This window comes from Xenorhabdus ehlersii, from assembly GCF_003610465.1.
Taxonomy (GTDB): domain Bacteria; phylum Pseudomonadota; class Gammaproteobacteria; order Enterobacterales; family Enterobacteriaceae; genus Xenorhabdus; species Xenorhabdus ehlersii.
Genome location: NZ_RAQI01000007.1, coordinates 1 through 14,257 on the forward strand (window position 1 = coordinate 1; position 14,257 = coordinate 14,257).

Annotated in this window: 8 protein-coding genes and 2 pseudogenes; 2 read left to right on the forward strand and 8 right to left on the reverse strand. The window is 42.7% G+C overall.

Translation table 11 applies throughout. From position 1 onward, the window contains the following. Nucleotides 1-173 precede the first annotated feature (173 nt). Nucleotides 174-950, forward strand: a complete 777-nt coding sequence (gene bioH, locus BDE27_RS17595) for a pimeloyl-ACP methyl ester esterase BioH (RefSeq protein ID WP_099131793.1) — start codon at nt 174-176, stop codon at nt 948-950. 238 nt (nt 951-1,188) lie between these two features. Continuing rightward, a pseudogene (locus BDE27_RS20085) lies at nt 1,189-1,407 on the forward strand (GNAT family N-acetyltransferase); the annotation flags it as partial. 116 nt (nt 1,408-1,523) lie between these two features. On the opposite strand, the gene BDE27_RS17610 reads toward BDE27_RS20085, so the two are convergent. The 8 genes and pseudogenes from BDE27_RS17610 to BDE27_RS17645 all read right to left on the reverse strand — a co-directional run bounded on the left by BDE27_RS17610 (nt 1,524) and on the right by BDE27_RS17645 (nt 14,114). Beyond that, complete coding sequence (locus tag BDE27_RS17610; protein ID WP_099131792.1) at nt 1,524-1,967, reverse strand: OsmC family protein; 444 nt, start codon at nt 1,965-1,967, stop codon at nt 1,524-1,526. Nucleotides 1,968-2,137: 170 nt separating this feature from the next. Beyond that, a complete protein-coding gene (locus tag BDE27_RS17615) occupies nt 2,138-2,377 on the reverse strand; it encodes a FeoC-like transcriptional regulator (protein WP_099131791.1) in 240 nt (79 codons plus the stop codon). A 22-nt stretch (nt 2,378-2,399) separates the two neighbouring features. Next, nucleotides 2,400-4,712, reverse strand: a complete 2,313-nt coding sequence (feoB, locus tag BDE27_RS17620) for a Fe(2+) transporter permease subunit FeoB (RefSeq protein ID WP_099131915.1) — start codon at nt 4,710-4,712, stop codon at nt 2,400-2,402. A gap of 126 nt (nt 4,713-4,838) precedes the next feature. Next, nucleotides 4,839-5,066, reverse strand: coding sequence for a ferrous iron transporter A (gene feoA, locus BDE27_RS17625; RefSeq protein WP_099131790.1), 228 nt, complete (start codon nt 5,064-5,066; stop codon nt 4,839-4,841). 500 nt (nt 5,067-5,566) lie between these two features. Continuing rightward, nucleotides 5,567-6,319, reverse strand: a pseudogene (locus BDE27_RS17630) (Thoeris anti-defense Tad2 family protein). Between the two features lie 553 nt (nt 6,320-6,872). Beyond that, nucleotides 6,873-7,280, reverse strand: coding sequence for a hypothetical protein (locus BDE27_RS17635; protein WP_143707516.1), 408 nt, complete (start codon nt 7,278-7,280; stop codon nt 6,873-6,875). Between the two features lie 371 nt (nt 7,281-7,651). Further along, nucleotides 7,652-11,452: an inverse autotransporter beta domain-containing protein gene (locus BDE27_RS17640; protein WP_167450633.1), complete on the reverse strand. Its 3,801-nt coding sequence runs from the start codon at nt 11,450-11,452 to the stop codon at nt 7,652-7,654. Nucleotides 11,453-11,777: 325 nt separating this feature from the next. Continuing rightward, nucleotides 11,778-14,114, reverse strand: coding sequence for a Tex family protein (locus tag BDE27_RS17645; RefSeq protein ID WP_099131786.1), 2,337 nt, complete (start codon nt 14,112-14,114; stop codon nt 11,778-11,780). Nucleotides 14,115-14,257 lie beyond the last annotated feature (143 nt).

Genomic DNA, 14,257 nt, shown 5'->3' on the forward strand with positions numbered 1-14,257 from the left:
TTCAGAAGGCAGTGCACAGCGTGGACAGACATGTTGCAGCCGCCTTAAGTGACAGTGGCAGATGTAGCAGATCCCATGATGGGCAAAATACAAATTTTGATGGCATAGCCAACAGTATCCAACCATTGTTAGCATAGTTTCCTTCCTTGGTGACAAATAAAGTGAGAATAACAATGAATCAGTTGTTTTGGCAGACAATTAGCGATGCACCACGTGATCTTGTGATGCTGCACGGATGGGGTCTAAACGCTGAGGTTTGGCGTTCAGTGGAAACGCGATTGGCTTCGCATTTTCGTTTGCATCTGGTGGATTTGCCGGGTTATGGGCGTAGCCAAGCGTATTCGGCTATGTCATTGACGGACATGGCAGATATTGTATGGCAGCAAGCGCCAGTAAATGCCTTGTGGCTAGGTTGGTCTTTAGGCGGATTGGTGGCTAGCCGGATTGTTTTGGATCATCCGGCACAAGTTGCGGGCTTGATAACCGTAGCTTCTTCGCCAAGATTTAGTGCTGATGGCGACTGGCCGGGGATTAAGCCAGAGGTCTTGAAGGCATTTGAGCATCAATTGAGTGCTGATTTTCAAAAGACTATCGAACGTTTTCTGGCTTTGCAGACCTTGGGGACAGACAGTGCACGGCGGGATGCCCGTGTATTGAAATCAGTGATCCTGAACCAGCCGATGCCGACAGTCGAGGTACTTAATGCCGGTTTGGAAATCCTGCGCATTGATGATTTAAGAGAAGAATTGTCCCAACTTCAATTACCTTTCCTGCGTCTATATGGTTATCTTGATGGTTTAGTACCGCGTAAGATTGCTTCACAGCTTGACAAGGCATGGCCACATACGCATTCCGTTATTATGCGCAACGCTGCCCATGCCCCTTTTATTTCCCATCCTGATGAATTTGTTGAAGTATTAACTAATTTTGCTTCTGATATTGGATGGTAATTATCGATAACTACTCTCCCTCTCTGGCGTTAGCACATAAACTATGGGTAATCTGAGCAATAGTAGGGAGGGATCTTAAACGATAAATCCGGTCATAAAAACAAACATTGTAATGATTTTGATATTACAATAGTGAGTGGCATTCTTAACCACAACTCATTCACTCCGAGGTGAATTATGCAATCAACAAAACGTGACACATTGAATATTCGTATCAAACCAGAAATTCGGAATCTGATTGCAGCGAAGAGGAATCGGACGGGCATTAGTGAAAGACGCTGCTTTAAGGGTAATACAAGCTGCGGATCTTATTGGAGTTCGTGGCATGATAATTCATGCACTCTCATATGAAGCAAAATCATTTTATCAAGCTACCAGATTTGAATCATCACCTTTAGATCCCATGTTACTGATGGCCACACTTACAGATTTAAAAGCAGCCTGCACAGATAGCTAAATATAGCCCTACTATGATGACTAATAAATGGAATAAACTGCACAACTTATATGTTTATTCCATTCCTGATGCAATTCAATCGGTAATAAAAATGTTTACCACCTTGTTATCACTATTTATTTATTCGGATAAACCTCAGTCACAATTTCTGGCGTATTCACGATAGTATCGAGAACAGGGCAATTGCTTTCGACAAAAGTAATAAAATCGCGGATCTCTTGTTCGGTATTATCTGCTTTAATATAAAATTTGGAGGTGATTTTTGAAAATCCCATTTTGGCGTTTTTATTTCTACCTGTGAAGCCATCGGTATCCAGTTCTCCTTCCATTTTAACCTGAATATCGATCAAATTGATTTTATGCTTGCGGGCAAAGCTTTTTGCCACAATGCACTGACATGCACCAAATGCAGAAAGTAACGCTTCCACTGGATTCATCGCTTCATCGGTTCCACCGAGACTTTTGGGTTCATCTACATGGAAGGTAAAATTTCGCGATGAGCATTTCATTTTGAGATTGCCAACCGACTCAACTTTTGCAGTGAATAACTCTTTAGGCATATTACTATCCTCAGGTTATTAATATAGGGATACCCCATATCAGATAATAGAGAGATAGCTACAATTAATCTATTTATTATTTTATGGACTCATTAATAAGGAATTTTCCTACAGAATAATCACAGCGATAGGATATTTTTAATCGCCTATTCCATAAAGCAGGTAATTCCTTATTTTTTGACCGTAAGCTGATACGCTTTAGTGTCACATTTCTGTGTTTCCGGGCACTGTTTGCAGCCCCCGCTGAGGCAGGAGGAAGTATCCACTTCCTCCAGTTTACCCATTATGACAAGCTGCTTGAGCATGGCTTCCACCATTGGCAGCGGTGCTGAAAACTGATGGCTTAATGATCTGGCATCAGTACGCCCGTTGAGGGCAACCGCATCTCTGATTTTCAGCAGGTTAATCATTTATGGTTCCTCATGGTTCCAGCTAGTGACAGCTATTGTTTGAGCATTCGCAACTGCGGTCAGCGGTGTTGTTGAATGTCACAGTGACTCGGCTGCGTGCGCGGCGTAAACCAATAACTATCAGAATGTTAAACAGGATCACGGCCAGAATGGTTATCAGGCTACTTTGTGGATGGGCTGAAAACGTTGTGATTTGATAAAACAGTGCTGACAGAGAATAAGCGACGTTTAATCCCCACAGAATCGAGAATATCATCCAGCCACGGCTGGTTTCACGGGCAATAGCTCCCATCACGGAAACGCAAGGCACGTACAGCAGCACGAAAATCAGGTAACTGTAAGCGGAAATGGCTGAGCCAAATTTGGCGCTCATTGTTCCCATAGAGCTACGATCCATGTTGCCATCACCTTTGCTGGCTTCAATCGGGTTAGAAAGTGCGCTCAAGGTGAAGGTTTCTTTCAGGCTATCCCACGTTTCGGCGACAGAATCTTTTAGTTGATCCAGTAAATTAAATTCATCTGGGTTGAATGACTCTTGGGTAATATTTTCTGCGGTATAGAGGGTATTGAGAGTTCCTACAACCACTTCTTTTGCCATCGCTCCAGTGATAAGCCCGACGGTTGCTTGCCAGTTATCGGCATGCACACCGATAGGTTGCAAGACAGGTGTGAGTACTTTACTGACGGAGGCCAGTGCCGATTCGTTGATATTATCAACGGTCTTACCGGAGAAGGAAAAACTGTTCAGGGCACCAATCAACATGCTCGCTGCGACAATCACTTTACCTGCGCGTATGACAAAACCTTTCAGCCTCTGCCATGTTTGGAGCAGCAGGGTTTTGGCATGGGGAACGTGATAGACCGGTAGTTCCATGACAAATGGTGATGCTTCACCACGCATTAGCGTGAATTTGAGCAGCAATCCTGTCAGGATGGCGATGACAATCCCCAGGATATACAGGGAGAAAACAATGCTTGCCCCATTTTTGCCGAAGAACGCCGCAGCGAAGACGGCAAAGATCGCCAACCTTGCCCCGCAGGACATAAACGGTGCCATCATGATGGTAATCAAGCGTTCACGAGGGGCATCCAGTGTCCTTGAGCCCATCACGGCAGGTACATTACAACCAAAGCCAACAATCAGGGGCACAAAGGATTTACCTGGCAACCCTATGGCTTGCATCAGCCGGTCCATGACAAATGCCGCCCGTGCCATGTAGCCGGAATCTTCCAGAAAGGAGAGGAACAGGTACATCATGCCGATTTGGGGAACCAGCGGCAGTACCGTGTTGATGCCGCCACCAATGCCCTGAGCAAGGAACACCGTTAACCAATTCGGGAAATGGAGAGTATGGCCGAGCCATTGCATTCCATCGATGAAAATGGCAGCGGAAGCACCGTCGAAGATAGGCTGTAAGGCTCCTCCAATATTGATAGCCAGCACAAACATCAAGTACATGATAAACAGGAAGATAGGCAAACCCAACCAGCGGTTCAGAATAACGGTATCTAACACTTGAGTCAGTTTGTTGGGTGTGGCGGCGCGGGTATCAATGACCGCCAGACAAATTTCACTGATGGTTTGATAGCGTGAGCTGGCAATGATGAGATCGGATTCTTCAATTTGTTGTTTTTGCAAGCGTTCTTTGCTTTCAGCCAGTTGTGCGTCGGTCAGGTTGGATACCCCACGGCTGTAAATATCCCCTTCCAAGACTTGCAAAGTCAGCCAGCGGCGCTGTTGTGGTGTGAATTTTTCTGTGATCTGGCTGGAAAGGTGGGAAATTTCCCGCAATAACGCATCAGGATAATTAACCTGTACAGGATTAGATTTCTTTGGGTAATTATCGAGGGTTTTTTTGAGTGCATCTATCCCTGTGGCACGGGTTGAAACCAGCGGGATGACCGGACAGCCAAGGCGTTTCTCCAGTGCAGGAATATCAATATTGATGCGTTGATTTTGGGCGATATCCAGCATATTCAGTGCAATGATGCAGGGAACACCCAGTTCAATCAATTGCAGTGAGAGATAAAGGTTACGCTCCAGATTAGATGCATCAACAACATTGATCAGCATATCCGCTTCACCACTGAGAATATAGTGGCAGGCGATTTGCTCATCAATAGAAGTTTGCTCAGAAATGGTGGTAAGCGAATAAGTGCCAGGGAGGTCGACAAGTTCGACCTGATGGTTATCGGTAGTAAAGTGGCCGGTTTTGCGTTCTACGGTAACGCCAGCCCAGTTTCCCACACGTTGATGGGAGCCAGTGAGCTGGTTAAAAAGCGTTGTTTTGCCGGCATTGGGATTACCAATCAGGCCTATAGTTAATTGTTTCATCATACTTTCTGCCAATCAGTAAAGCGAATTTCGTACCTTAGCTATACGTTCAGTACTCTGGTTCTATCGGGTTATAAAAAGTGTATGGAAGATGGTTATTCTGAACCAAATCGTCTTAGAGCTTTGTTAATTCAGATCTTCATGCAATACAAGAAATGCTAAATCTTGTTTACGAAGGGTAAGGCTAACTCTGCGTGTTTCGATTTGTATTGGATCGCCCAATGGAGCGAAGCGAATGACCTGAAATGTTGAGCCAGGTAACATACCGAGTGACAATAATTTTTGTCGGTAAGCTGGGGTAATTTCTGGAGAAAATCCCAGAATTTTATATCTACGTTCTGGAATAAGAACCATATAAATCTCCGCTCTAACTGAAAAAATAAGTGATTATAAGAATTATTATCCTCAATAATGGGAGAACCACAAGAAAAAAGTATGGTAATTCCTCTGAATTATAGTTGCTAATGATAATAATACGCAACTGCGATATCGGCTATTTATATTGGATAAGATGGGAATGAATTGATATTTATCAAATTAATGGTGGTTTTATTGAAAATAAGCCATTATCAAAATTATTTAATATTTGGAAAAATTCTTTATTGATAAGCTATGTTAATGAACAGGACTTATTGATTTTTATTTCATTATTAATTTAACAAATTATTGGCTTGAATTAGCTTTTTGGAGGATAAATCAGTTCACCTAATGGTTTTTCCTCAACAGTATGAATGCGTTCTTTATATCTAAACTAGAAATAATCACGGTTAATTTCTCATTTATAACTTGCTTACCCTATAATAGAAAAACAAAAAGGCCATGCCGGAAGCATAGCCTTGAATTTAGACTATAAATTAATGATCATTCCACACTAAGCGAATACGAAGTGTTTTACCTACGTTTTGTTTCAACAGGTCACCTAATTTTTTTAGGTTTTTATTTATATGACTGTCATAGACTCTGGATAATACGTATGTGGTTTCGTTATCGTGTCTAGCTTGAAGATAATCAAGAACATAATGTACATCATCAACCATTACAGTGAGTTTTTTACTAAACAATTCCTCCATTTTTTGATAACTCTCTTCGTTGTTATCAGAGGAGGCTTGAATAGATAATTTTGAATCTTCAATAAAATAGAACATTGTTATGTTCTTAATATCTGAATTATTCTTGATTAGATCTAAGGTACCAATGTAAGTAGATGAAGAAGAACTATTTATATTAAAATATCCAAAGAATTGGCTATCGTCATACATTTCTTTTCCCACTTCAAGATCAAATTCCAGATTGGGGTCCCCCTGTAATTCCCAGTCACAAGCTGTTAAATCTTCTGGTGTTGGCTGCCAAGCGGTAATATTGTCTTGCTCGCGCTTCTCAATTAAAGGCGAGCTATCAGATACAAGATGTATGTATTCAACAGGATAGCTCCAATTACGTCTATACACTTTCTTGCCTAAATACACCTGAATTAGTGCCCACGGAGAAGAGCCAATAGGTGCAGTGATATCATTATCAATTTTAGTTGTGACGTTAACCTTGAATTGATCAGGGGTAAATGAACATTATTGAGCAATATTACTGTCTAATTTATTTATTACTGACATAATTTCCTCACTTATTGATCATTAAAGTAAAAGGTCATTTCATCTTATGGCTAAATCGCTGGCTAATATTACTTAAGTAAAACTTTTATCTCAATGGGATGCAGTCATATAGCCACAAATACGCATTAATATCTGGCTTAACATTATAAAATCTGTTTTCATTCAGAGTGAATAACCTGCTGGGTTGTAAATTCAAAATTTACTGCTGATATTTTCCTAAATGCACAATGCAGTGATAATAACCTCATTGATCGTAAATATTATTTTTAATGGTAATATAATTACTTAATGTGTGATTAATTTTATTTTATCTAAACAAAAAATTAAAACAGATAAAATAATTAAGATAAAAATTTCACATATTAAAATTAAATCAACTTATCACACAAACAGAACATATATCATATTGGCATGAAAAAAGATACTCAATAACTCGAACCAGTGATAAAGAAATATAATTTGTGATAGAAACTATAACAGACTCGGTTTTTTAATAAAAACCGAGTCTACATTTACGTGATAATAAATCAGTTTGAACAGTGACTTTCTTTAACTATTTGATAAATTCCACCTGCTTCTGCACAGGTTTTATTCCTGCGCCTTCCACATAGGCCTCTATTGTGTATACTCCAGCTTGAGTTTGGTAGTTGTTAAGCATAAGATACGGTGTAAAGTAAATCCAACCATCACTATAGGTTAATGGCTCATCATAACCCTCAGCAGCATTGGTGTATACTTGAGGTTTGCCATCCTCGCCCAATACGGGTTTCCCCTGTGGATCGGTTACGCTCAATTTAACTCTCTGGTTAGGTACCCCTTTATTATCTTTATTCGTAACTTTGACACCCATAGTATAAAGCCCATTCATCGATACTGGGCTTGATGGAATCACTCTTATTTTCGCATTAAGTTCCGATGTGGAATCTAGCTTCTGCTTTTCTTGCTGATTAACGTTAGACATAAACACCTCGCTTATATTCATTAAAGTTCAAGGTTATTTCATCCTACGGCTAAACCGCCAAATCATATTACTTAAGTTAAATTTTTATCTCAATAAGCGGTAATAATATAGCAATGAATACACACTAAAATCGGGTTTAGCATAATAAAATCTATCTATTCGTCGGGTGAGTGATGCGCTGGCGTGTAAATTCAAAGTTTACTGCTAATTGATCGGTGTTTTATTTAAGAGGTGAAATCACTTTGAGATAAGTGGCTGTTAAAAAGCATTTTGTGATAGAAAGTGAAAAAGACTCGGCTTTTTACTGAACCTAAAAAGCCGAGTCTACATTTACGTGGTGATAAAATAGTTATCCTTAAGCAAAGTTAAAATTAAGGGGCATCAAATTTAAAGGTGTCGGTTGAACAGCTTTGTGATGGCAGCTCCTGTCCTGCCCCTACTGGTTCATCTATGCCAACACATGGGATAAACGACGTAGGTGTATTAGTAGTCACTTGAACTACTACCTGTCCCTGTATTGAGGTCGGTTGAGATGTAAACACGAGGTTATTATTAGTATGCAATGGCTTCCATTTAATAGATATATGACCTGGCTGACCTTTTGGCGGATTTTTGTAAGCGAACTTGTTAGGATCCTTCATTATCGCTTCAAATGCATAATAATCGCTACCATTCGCCGTAGGATTAGGCTTATTACCATGCGTCCCTCGCTCGGCCAGTATTGGGTTACTGAACGTTGGCCATTGGAATCTCACCGTCAAAGGAGCCGTTGTAATGCCATCCACTGTAGCTGTTACTGTAACATTTTGCTCCGTACTACTGGTTAATGTTGCGGTAGCTTTACCGCCAGTTGTGGTGGCCGGATCAATTGGGGAAATTGTTACTTTTGTCTGGTCCTTATCAGCTGAGTCTATATGCCACTGAACTGCCTTATTAAGTAACGGTTGACCATTATTATCCTTAACGGTGAATGACAAGTTATAAGATTGACCTACAACTATAGGGCCTTGTGGGTCCTGTGTTATTGGCGATATCTCTGAGTGGAAATCTACCGTATACGTTGATGACTGAACAGGCTGATTGTTCCCAACCTTGAGTGAAACAACTACATTCCCCTGGTATGCCTTAGTACTGCTTATGATTGCCTTTAAGTTTCCTTGATTATCTGTTGTAGTCTCTGGGTTTAGTGTTATTCCAAGATTATCGGCATTTAATGGTTTAACTATATGCCACTCTGCACCACTAATGGCCTTTCCTTTAACAGGCATGCCAGAAATATCATTGATAGTCGCCATAAATTGATATTGTTGGTAACCATCAGACGATAAGGTCTTTAATTTCTCGGACTTAATACCATCCTGACTAATACGATAATCTTGGGTATCCTTAGTAAAGGTAACCGGATCTTTTACAGTAACAGCAGTCTGACCTTCAATGGAAAGTGAAACTACCACATCGTTCATTTCCTTTTTACTGCGCAATGTTGCCGTTAATTCCCCAGCCTGATTCGTTGTATCTCCATGCGTAAATTTGATATCCGGATCGTTGAGGCTCACTTCCTTACTATTCTGCGTAATTGTCCATGTCACCTTGCCAATTTTCTGCTGATGCACAGGCTGATTTTGTCCATCTAAGATGGTAGCCGTATAGGTGTAAGCATCCTGGTTGTTCGCAACCAAAGGTTTTGTCGTGTCAACTTTCACAGAGGAAACATGATATTTCGACGTATCCGGAGTAAAGATAACCGGATCTTTTGCAGCAACAGCAGCCTGACCTTCAATGGAAAGTGAAACTACCACATCTTTCATTTCCTTTTGACTGCTCAATGTTGCCGTTAATTCCCCAGCCTGATTCGTTGTATCTCCATGCGTAAATTTGATATCCGGATCGGTGAGGCTCACGTCCTGACTACCCTGCGTAATTTTCCATGTCACCTTGCCAATTTTCTGCTGATGTACGGGATTCTTGTGACCATCTAAGATGGTAGCCGTATAGGTGTAAGCATCCCGGTTGTTCGCAACCAAAGACGTTGTCGGGTTAACTTTCACAGAGGAAACATGATATTTCGACGTATCCGCAGTAAAAGAGACAGGCTTTGCCGACACCGGTTTGTGGCCGCCAATGGTGAGTGAAACCGTGACATCTTTTATTGCTTCTTCACTAGCCAGAGTTGCTTTTAATTTCCCTTCTTCATCTGTTGTGACGTCACCATTCGATGGATTCCAAATAAGTCCACCCTGATTTTTGTCCTTACTCCAATTCACATTGGTGATTTTCTGGTTTTTCATCGGATTGTTATTACCATCTAACACCACAGCACTGTAGGTGTAAGTCTGAGAACGATTGGCTATCAGTGATGGTACTGCCGGTGAAACCTCAACTTTATCGACGTGGAAACTGGCCAGGTTTTCATCAAAGCTGACTTCGCCCACTAATTGTGGCGGCTGGCTATCCAGTTGCAGGTACACTTTGACATCTTTATGGGGTCGGTTACTCACTAAGACCGGTTTGTGTTTGAAATGCCCGTTTTCATCAAGCGCCACAGAATCTGAGGCTGCCCAATTACTCCATTGCAACCCAGTATCCGGGCCGATTTTAGGATCAGTTATCCACTGAACATGGTTAATGGTGGCATTTTTTATCGGTGCATTATTAACCGTATCAAAAGTAATCACAGGGTCAAACGTATATCCGTCCTTTTTATCCCCCGTCGCAGGTAATGGTCCTGCTGGGATAAAGTTAGATCGTTCCTGCTTTTTCAGCATAAAGGGCCTGACAATGACACGCATTTCAGCAGGTGCTGATTTTTGATTATTTTCCCATTCAGCAACGGCATAAATGGGGTAATTGTTATTTTGGTTACTGCCGGATAGATAGGTTGGCAGGGTAACTTTGATTGTGTTGCCGGTCTGGGAAGAGAGCTTCCCGCCGTGCTGTTCAAAATCTTTGTTGGTTGCCCAACGAATCTGCTTGAGCGGAGAGTCAGAAGAGAACTTGACTGTAACGTCCTGCTGATTCCCACTGTACCCGATGATATTATCCGGCAGCGACAATTGGGCAGCTGGTTTTGCCTGATGCTCAAGCACGATATGATTATTTCTTTCTACCAGGTCATAACGGCTGCCCGCTAATGTCCTCGCCGTCGCCACGTTTTCTGGCGATAACTGCACACTCAGGGGAACACCCAATTTATAGCTTAAATTTGCCAAAAACTGCGTTTCGCTGTGCCCGCTTCCCCCTTGTTTATAATCCACACCCAGAGTAAATAGCGGAACAGGGGTGTAAGACAGCCCCAGTGTAGCCAGAACGGGGTTTTTCTGTTTGGTGTCACGATCGAATAAAGTAACTTCATCGCCAAAATACTGCTCATAAGTCAGTTTGGCACCCAGATTAGGGTAGGCGGGTAAGAAAAACTCCCCACTAATGTCATAACCGTTAGCTGGGCGTTCGTAATAACCGGCAAAATCCCGTGAGTCTTTCCAGTTACTTAAACGATAATAGGTATTAGCGGCCAGTTTAATGTAGTCTCCCCACATTTCTCCGCCCAGCCCAAGACGCTGATTTTTGCCGGTCAGGTCGTAGTCATAAAAAGTATTCAGGCCATACATCCAGTCCTGATAAAAATAACGTCCACCTAATCCCAGATTCATGGTATTCCGACTGTCTTTGTTGCGATAGCCAAGTTGGGAAAAGAACAGCCAATCCACTTTATTATCATAAAGCGGCAGTAAAAGATCGAGTGAGCTGTTTTTTCGCGTTCCCTTTTTATCCAGCCCAAAATTAATTCTGGCAGTACCAAACTGTGATAACCATTTTTGTGCCTCAGACGTTACCATGCCGTTAACTTGCCCTAACGCATAGGATTTGGCTTGTGCGGCCAATTCTGAAGGTGAAGATGACAGAAGATTACCGGCCATTTGGAGGTTTTTATCAATAACATTTTGTGTATCAGCATCTGAGGTGTGATTGTTTTTTTTATGCGTATCCGAATTCAAATATTTTTTACCTGATCCATTCACTCGCACGCCAATATTATCGTTCTCATCTGCTTTTTTCGTATATCTTTCAGTTGTAATATCCCCCTCTGCAAAGGAATCCATTATCGTATAAGGTATTAATAACGTGTAAAGAAAAAAGAGTAAAAACATGACCTTGCCAATATATGATAACATATTAATACACCTCATATTAAATAATTCGAATCTAGTCCTATTGTGATAATAGTGGTGTATTTTATTTTTGCGTTATTAAAAATAGTTATCACGTAATAATTATTTTTAATAACTTAAGACATTGATAATTTTAGCTAAGGACTTATCAAGGAAGGAATAAAAAATAAGCCTCTTTAGGTTAAGTTTTTAAAAAATTATCAATTCATGATATTGAGGTTGTGTTAAATGCAATTAGAGAAATATAAACACAAATTTAAATACCCTGAACTGGCATAATTGAGCCAGTTCAGGAAATCATTTTAAGTTATCTAACGTTTTTTATTAATTAACGTTTTCTATTAAAGGCAGCGGCCAATGCATCACTCATAGCGCTATTAGCTAAAGGCGCAGAACCTGAACGTGAAATAGGACGGTTTCTGCCATTGCTGTTACGATTATTGCGATCCTGACGGTTACCTTCTTGGGAGCTACGGCGTGCTTGTGTTTCACCTGGTTGCTCATCAAGACGCATGGTCAATGCAATACGCTTGCGGTTGAGGTCAACATCCATCACCTTCACTTTCACGATATCACCTGTTTTGACGACGGTGTGTGGATCTTCCACAAAGCGGTCGGATAGGGAGGAGATATGAACCAGACCATCCTGATGGACACCGATGTCCACAAATGCACCAAAATTGGTTACGTTAGTGACAGTACCTTCTAAAATCATACCCGCTTGCAGATCGTTCATGGTTTCAACGCCATCGGCAAATGTGGCTGTCTTGAATTCAGGACGTGGATCGCGACCTGGTTTTTCCAGCTCTTTCAGGATATCGGTGACGGTCGGAATACCAAATTTTTCAGTCGTGAATTCCTGGGCGCTCAGGTTACGCAAATTAGCCGGATTACCCATCAGTTCAGGTAGGGTTTGCTGGGTTGTTGCCAGGATCTTCTCAACCACTGGATAGGCTTCTGGGTGAACGGTTGAAGCGTCCAGCGGATTATCGCCCTGATTGATGCGCAGGAAGCCTGCACATTGCAGGAAGGCTTTTGGTCCCAGACGGGTCACCTTCAATAGTTGATTACGGTTGCCGAAACGACCATTTTCATCACGCCAGTTAACAATATTTTGAGCAACAGTACGAGTCAGGCCAGCAACGCGAGTCAACAAGGCGACAGAGGCGGTATTCAGGTCAACGCCGACGCTGTTTACACAGTCTTCAACCACGTTATCCAGTTTTTTGGCAAGCAGAGTCTGGCTAACATCATGCTGATATTGACCCACGCCGATGGATTTGGGTTCGATTTTCACCAGCTCAGCCAGTGGGTCTTGCAGGCGACGGGCGATGGAGACCGCACCACGCAGGGAAACATCCAGATCAGGGAATTCTAGCGCAGCCAATTCAGATGCGGAATAGACAGAAGCTCCCGCTTCGCTGACCACTACTTTTTGTGCCGTGACGTCAGGATACTGTTTCTGAACGTTGACAAAGAAACGTTCTGTTTCACGGGATGCGGTGCCATTGCCAATGGCAACCAGCTCCACTTGGTGTTTGGTGCACAGGGCTGCGACGATGGCAGCCGCTTTGTTTTCCTGTCCGGTGTGCGGATAAATGGTATCGGTGGCAATCAGTTTGCCTGTCGCGTCAACAACGGCGACTTTTACCCCTGTGCGCAAACCTGGGTCCAGACCCATTGTTGAGCGCATACCCGCAGGGGCAGCCATCAGCAGGTCATTCAGGTTACGGGCGAAGACGTTGATAGCCTCATTTTCGGCCTTCTCGCGCAGTGTACCCATCAGTTCGGTTTCCAGATGCAGCAGCACCTTGATGCGCCATGTCCAGCTCACCACGGCTTTGCGCCAATTGTCAGCCGGTGCATTGTTCAGGCGCAGGTTCAGGTGATCGGTAATAATTTGTTCGCAGTAGCTCTCTTTTGGCGCTTCCTCAAATTGTGGATCAGCATTCAAAGAAAGTTGCAGGGTGCCTTCATTGCGTCCACGGAACATGGCAAGGGCGCGGTGGGAAGGAACAGTGGCGATGGTTTCGTGGTGGTCGAAGTAATCGCTGAATTTAACACCTTCTTCCTCTTTACCCTCGACAACCTTGGAAACCAAATGGGCATTTTTCCATAAATATTCACGTACCTTTGCCAGCAGGGTTGCATCTTCGGCAAAACGTTCCATCAGGATATAACGTGCGCCATCCAATGCTGCCTTGGTATCAGCAACGCCCTTGTCAGCATTGACATAGGCAGCCGCCGCCAGTTCTGGCTCTTGCTGCGGATCTTGCCATAGCAGGTCGGCCAGAGGCTCCAATCCGGCTTCGATGGCAGCTTGTCCACGAGTACGGCGTTTAGGTTTATAAGGCAGGTACAGATCTTCCAACTCAGTCTTGCTCAGTGTAGCGTTAATCGCTTCTGCCAGCTCAACGGTTAGCTTTCCCTGTTCCTCAATCGATTTCAGGATAGTCTGACGGCGGTTGGACAGTTCACGCAGATAACCGAGACGGCTTTCGAGTTGGCGGAGCTGTGTGTCATCCAGACCACCGGTGGCCTCTTTACGGTAACGGGCGATAAAGGGAACCGTATTCCCCTCATCGAGCAAGGTGATAGCAGCTAGGATTTGCTGTGGTTGAGCCTGTAGCTCACCGGCAATGATTCGACTTAAAGATTCATTCATGGTCTGTTTTCTTCAACTTCTTTAGGGCCTGTAGATATCCTGAGACATCGTCAGACAGAGCCGGATAAGATCAAATTTCATCTGAAACAGTATCGGCATGGTTCAAACTGGCTCCATTTATACGTGCTGAGCGCGATAATTTC